Raw genomic sequence first — 3,879 nt, 5'->3', positions numbered from 1 at the left:
ACGCGACCAGGGTGCCCGTGTCGACGACCGTCTTGCCGAGCGCGCTCGTGACCGCGTTGTTGCCGGTCGACGAGAGCAGCGTGCCGGCCTTGCCGAGGCCGCTGCCCAGCGTCGCGAGCAGCGAGTTGACCGGCGCGCCGAGGCCGGTTGCGTTGCCGACCGTCTGCGTGGTCGAGGCGACGACCGAAGTGATCGGCGTAATCGCGGTGCTGAGGGTTTGCGTGACCTGTTGAACCGGCCCCGTCGACAGGGCGTTCGTGAGCACGCCGGCGCCGCTCGACACCGCATTGCCGAGCGTGCTGACGGTATTGCCGAGCGGGGTGGTGACGGCGCCGAGCGGAGCGAGCGCGCCGCTGCCGAGACTCGTCACGAGGTCGCCCGTATCGGTGACCGCGTTGCCGACATGACCGACCACGCCGCCGACGCTCGCGACGGTCATGCCGATCGCGTCGTTGCCGGTGCCGAGCTGGCCGAGCCCTTGCGACACGCCGTTGCCGAGCGTCGAGATCGCGTTGCCGGCTTCCTGCACGACACCGCCGGCGGCCTTGGTCGTTTGCGGGCTGACGCCGGGCAGCGTCTGCGAACCGATGACCGAGCCGACGCCCGCAACCGTGGCGCCGACATCGCCGACCACGCCACCGGTATTGCCGGCGACAGTGCCGAGCGCATTCGCGACCGTTGTATTGTTACCACTCGGATTCGTGCCGGACGAGTTGTTCGGGTTGCTGTTGCTGCCCGTCGGGGTCGTGCCGGAGCCGCCGGAGCCAGCCGAACCGCTGCCGTTGGTCGTCGAAAGCGTGCCGCCGGCGGAGTTGCTGCCGCTGCCGCCAGTGCCCGTGCTCAGGCTGCCGGAGCCTCCGCAAGCACCAAGAGAAAGCATGGCCGCGATGCTCGCCGCGATCAGTGTTGTCCGAATGGTCGTGTTGGTCGTTTGAATGGTCATGTCGCCCTCGTATCGCATCAGTTGTTGGATGTTTGCCGCGCGGCTATCTCTGCACGAGCCGTGCCATTTCGAATGCGCGATGCGAGGATTTTTTTGAATAAACTGTGCAAAGCCTTATGCGATAAGGCTTTGCCGAATATCGAAAGAATTGTGGCGAAGGCAGTTAGTGGTCGCGAGGAACGTTTCGTGGGTCTTTTGCAAGGGCTGCGTAACGTAACGAGCCGTGCGCGCCGTTACGGTGCACGGCGTAACGCAAACGTTTATCGAACCCTCGTGTGCTTGAAACGCTCTGTTCAAACAGATAATTAGTGGACCGAATCTAACCTATGGTTATTCCTATGTGCGCAAACGCACGGACTGCCGTTAACCTGAACATGGGCCAAAAGTAAAGATCGTGTGAAGCCGAGGGCATCGGACAATTGCTTAAATAAGATTGTTCGGCTATAAAACCCGCAAGCGTCAGCGATTGACGTGGGGAGGTACGTTATCGAACAGACAGTTCCAACACACCGTTGTAGGCAAGGCGGCTGCGTGGTAGGACTACTGCAAGGCAACGGACGGGACCGGAAATGAGAGAAACGGTCCGCTGCATCGGCAGAGTTCGGTCGTACAGCAGCATTAAATCAAACGAAATATATGAAGTTCCGAGGGTAAAAATGAAAAAGCTCACACAACGCTTCCTGAGAGACAACAAAGGCGTAACGGCTCTGGAATACGGGCTGATCGCGGGGTTGATCGTCATCGTCATCGCGACGTCAGTCAAAGGTCTTGGTACCGACCTCAATACCGTATTTGGGAACATTGCCAACGCGCTGACGGGTAACAACGCCGCTGCTAACGGCGGCTAAGACCAGCAATCTTTAAACGCATCGCAAAGTACTCGGCGCAATTACGCTGAGTACTTTGCATGTGTTTTTACGCATAGCGCTATGGGTTAGTGCGAATTGCAATGCAATTCGCATTGCATTGTCACGCCTGTCGAGTCTGAAATGAGCTTCGCAACGGGGATCGGTTTATTTATCGCCTGGGCCACGGTTGTCGCTATAAGCGATTGCCGCGCGAGGCGTATTTCCAATTCGATTGTCGTCGCGGGATTGGCGGCGGCATTCGGCTGCGCGTTATTCGGCTGCGGACCATTCGGCATTTCGTTGCTTCAGGCAGGTATTGGCGCATTGGTCGGCCTGTTTTCGTTATTGCCCTTTTTCGCATTCGGTTTGATGGGCGCTGCGGACGTCAAGGTGTTCGCCGTGCTCGGCGCCTGGTGCGGCATGCACGCATTGCTTGGTCTGTGGATGGCCGCGAGTCTCGCGGCCGGCATCCATGCTTTGTGGCTATTGATCGTCACGCGTACGCGGCTCGCGAGTCTTGGCCAGAACGGTCGCGCGACGTTCGAGCTGGCCGGCAGGGCATCGACGCCCTATGCCGCATGCCTGAGTGTGGCCGCGACACTGTGGCTGGTGTTGCGCGCAACGGGCCGGGGGCTGTGATGAAGCACCGCGCCATGCAATCCATCCGCTCCTCGCGCACATGCATGTACATAGCGAACGCAAGCCGGCAACGCGCGCAGCGTGGCGCGACGGCCGTCGAGTTCGGGCTTGTGTTCCCGCTGTTCTTCCTGATCCTCTACGCGATCGTGACGTACAGCGTGATCTTCGTCGCGCAGCAGAACCTCACGCTCGCGGCCTCGGAAGGCGCGCGTGCCGCATTGAACTGGCAGACCAACGTGTCGATGGCTACCGCGCTCACGAACCGCGGCAACGCCGCGTGCGCCGCCGCGAAGCTCGTGGTCCAGCCGCTCGTGAGCGCGATGCAGTGCGCGGCCACGAATGCGAGCTGCGGAACCAGCAATGCGATGACCTGCATCACCGTTTCGCTGACGTACAACTACAAGAGCAATCCGCTCTTGCCGGCGCTGCCGCTGCTTGGCCTTGCCATGCCCACCATGTTGTCCGGCAGCGCGACGGTCCAGCTCAACCCGGAGAACATCCAGTGACGCCGGTGCCGATCTTTTCTCCCGTCGCCGGCCGCGTGAGCGCACGCGTTCGCCGCATGGCCTCGTGCTGTTCGTCCCTCATCAACCGACGCAATCCATCGCACTACCCGTCATGCCGAATCTGACCAAAATTCTTGCCGGTGTCCTGATCGCGCTCGCGCTCGTGCTCGGCATCTTCGCGTGGACGCTGTCGCGCCGTCCGGCACCGGTCGCGGCCGCGCCGGCGGTGCAGGCGAGCTTCCCGGTGGTCGTCGCGACCCGCACCTTGCCGGGCGGCAAGCCGATCACCGTCGACGAACTGCGCGTGCAGAACCTGCCGATCAACCCGAACGGCGCCTTCACCGACCCGGCGCAACTCGCGGGCCGCGTGCCGAACGCCGACATCGGCGCCGATTCGCCGGTGCTCGAAGCCCAGTTGTCCTCGGGACTTGCCGAGCGCATCGAGCCGGGCGAGCGCGCGCTCGCGGTGCGCGTCGACGAAGGCAATGCCGTCGGCAATCGCTTGCGGCCAGGCAATTTCGTCGACGTGTTCTTCACGTTGAAGCGCGACGGCAACGGCAATCTCGGCAACGGCGCCGAAATCGATCGTACGCAGGCGCGTCTGCTGCTCTCGAAAGTGCGCGTGCTTGCATTCGGCAACGCAACGACGACCGGCGACAACGGTGGCGACCCGAACGGCCTCGTGCGCACTGCGGTGCTCGCCGTGCCGCTCGCCGACATCGACCGTCTGACGCTCGCCGAAAGCTCGGGGCGCCTCGTGTTCGCGTTGCGCAATCCGAAGGATGCCGAAGTGGTCGATCAGAACGAGCTGCCGGCTTATCCGGGCGTGCTGAAGACCACGGCCAAGGCGGGCGACGCGCCGTTGCAGGACTCGACGCGCGCGGCGGCGGGCGTCGCGCTCGATGCGTTGTCGGGCGCAGGCAGTCCCGTCGCGCGGCCGCTC

General features: G+C 62.9%; 5 protein-coding genes. 4 read left to right on the top strand and 1 reads right to left on the bottom strand.

All coding sequences use genetic code 11. The annotated features are described in order from the left end of the window. Nucleotides 1-943: collagen-like triple helix repeat-containing protein (locus GXB81_RS30535; RefSeq protein WP_205991160.1), on the bottom strand; the 943-nt coding region annotated here is incomplete at its 3' end. Between the two features lie 656 nt (nucleotides 944-1,599). Between GXB81_RS30535 and GXB81_RS30530 the strand changes: the two genes are divergently transcribed. From GXB81_RS30530 to cpaB, 4 genes are all read left to right on the top strand, one after another. After that, nucleotides 1,600-1,791, top strand: a complete 192-nt coding sequence (locus GXB81_RS30530) for a Flp family type IVb pilin (protein ID WP_205991159.1) — start codon at nucleotides 1,600-1,602, stop codon at nucleotides 1,789-1,791. A gap of 141 nt (nucleotides 1,792-1,932) precedes the next feature. After that, nucleotides 1,933-2,430, top strand: coding sequence for a prepilin peptidase (locus GXB81_RS30525; RefSeq protein ID WP_205991158.1), 498 nt, complete (start codon nucleotides 1,933-1,935; stop codon nucleotides 2,428-2,430). A 44-nt stretch (nucleotides 2,431-2,474) separates the two neighbouring features. Further along, the gene (locus tag GXB81_RS30520) at nucleotides 2,475-2,936 is read left to right on the top strand and encodes a TadE/TadG family type IV pilus assembly protein (protein ID WP_205991157.1); all 462 of its coding nucleotides are present in this window, start codon (nucleotides 2,475-2,477) and stop codon (nucleotides 2,934-2,936) included. Between the two features lie 112 nt (nucleotides 2,937-3,048). Further along, on the top strand, nucleotides 3,049-3,879 hold an 831-nt coding region (cpaB, locus tag GXB81_RS30515), incomplete at its 3' end, for a Flp pilus assembly protein CpaB (RefSeq protein WP_205991156.1).

It is taken from the genome of Paraburkholderia sp. Ac-20336 (genome assembly GCF_017105025.1).
Taxonomy (GTDB): Bacteria; Pseudomonadota; Gammaproteobacteria; order Burkholderiales; family Burkholderiaceae; genus Paraburkholderia.
Note: the sequence above shows the minus strand (reverse complement) of the source record. Positions and strands in the feature narration are given on the sequence as shown.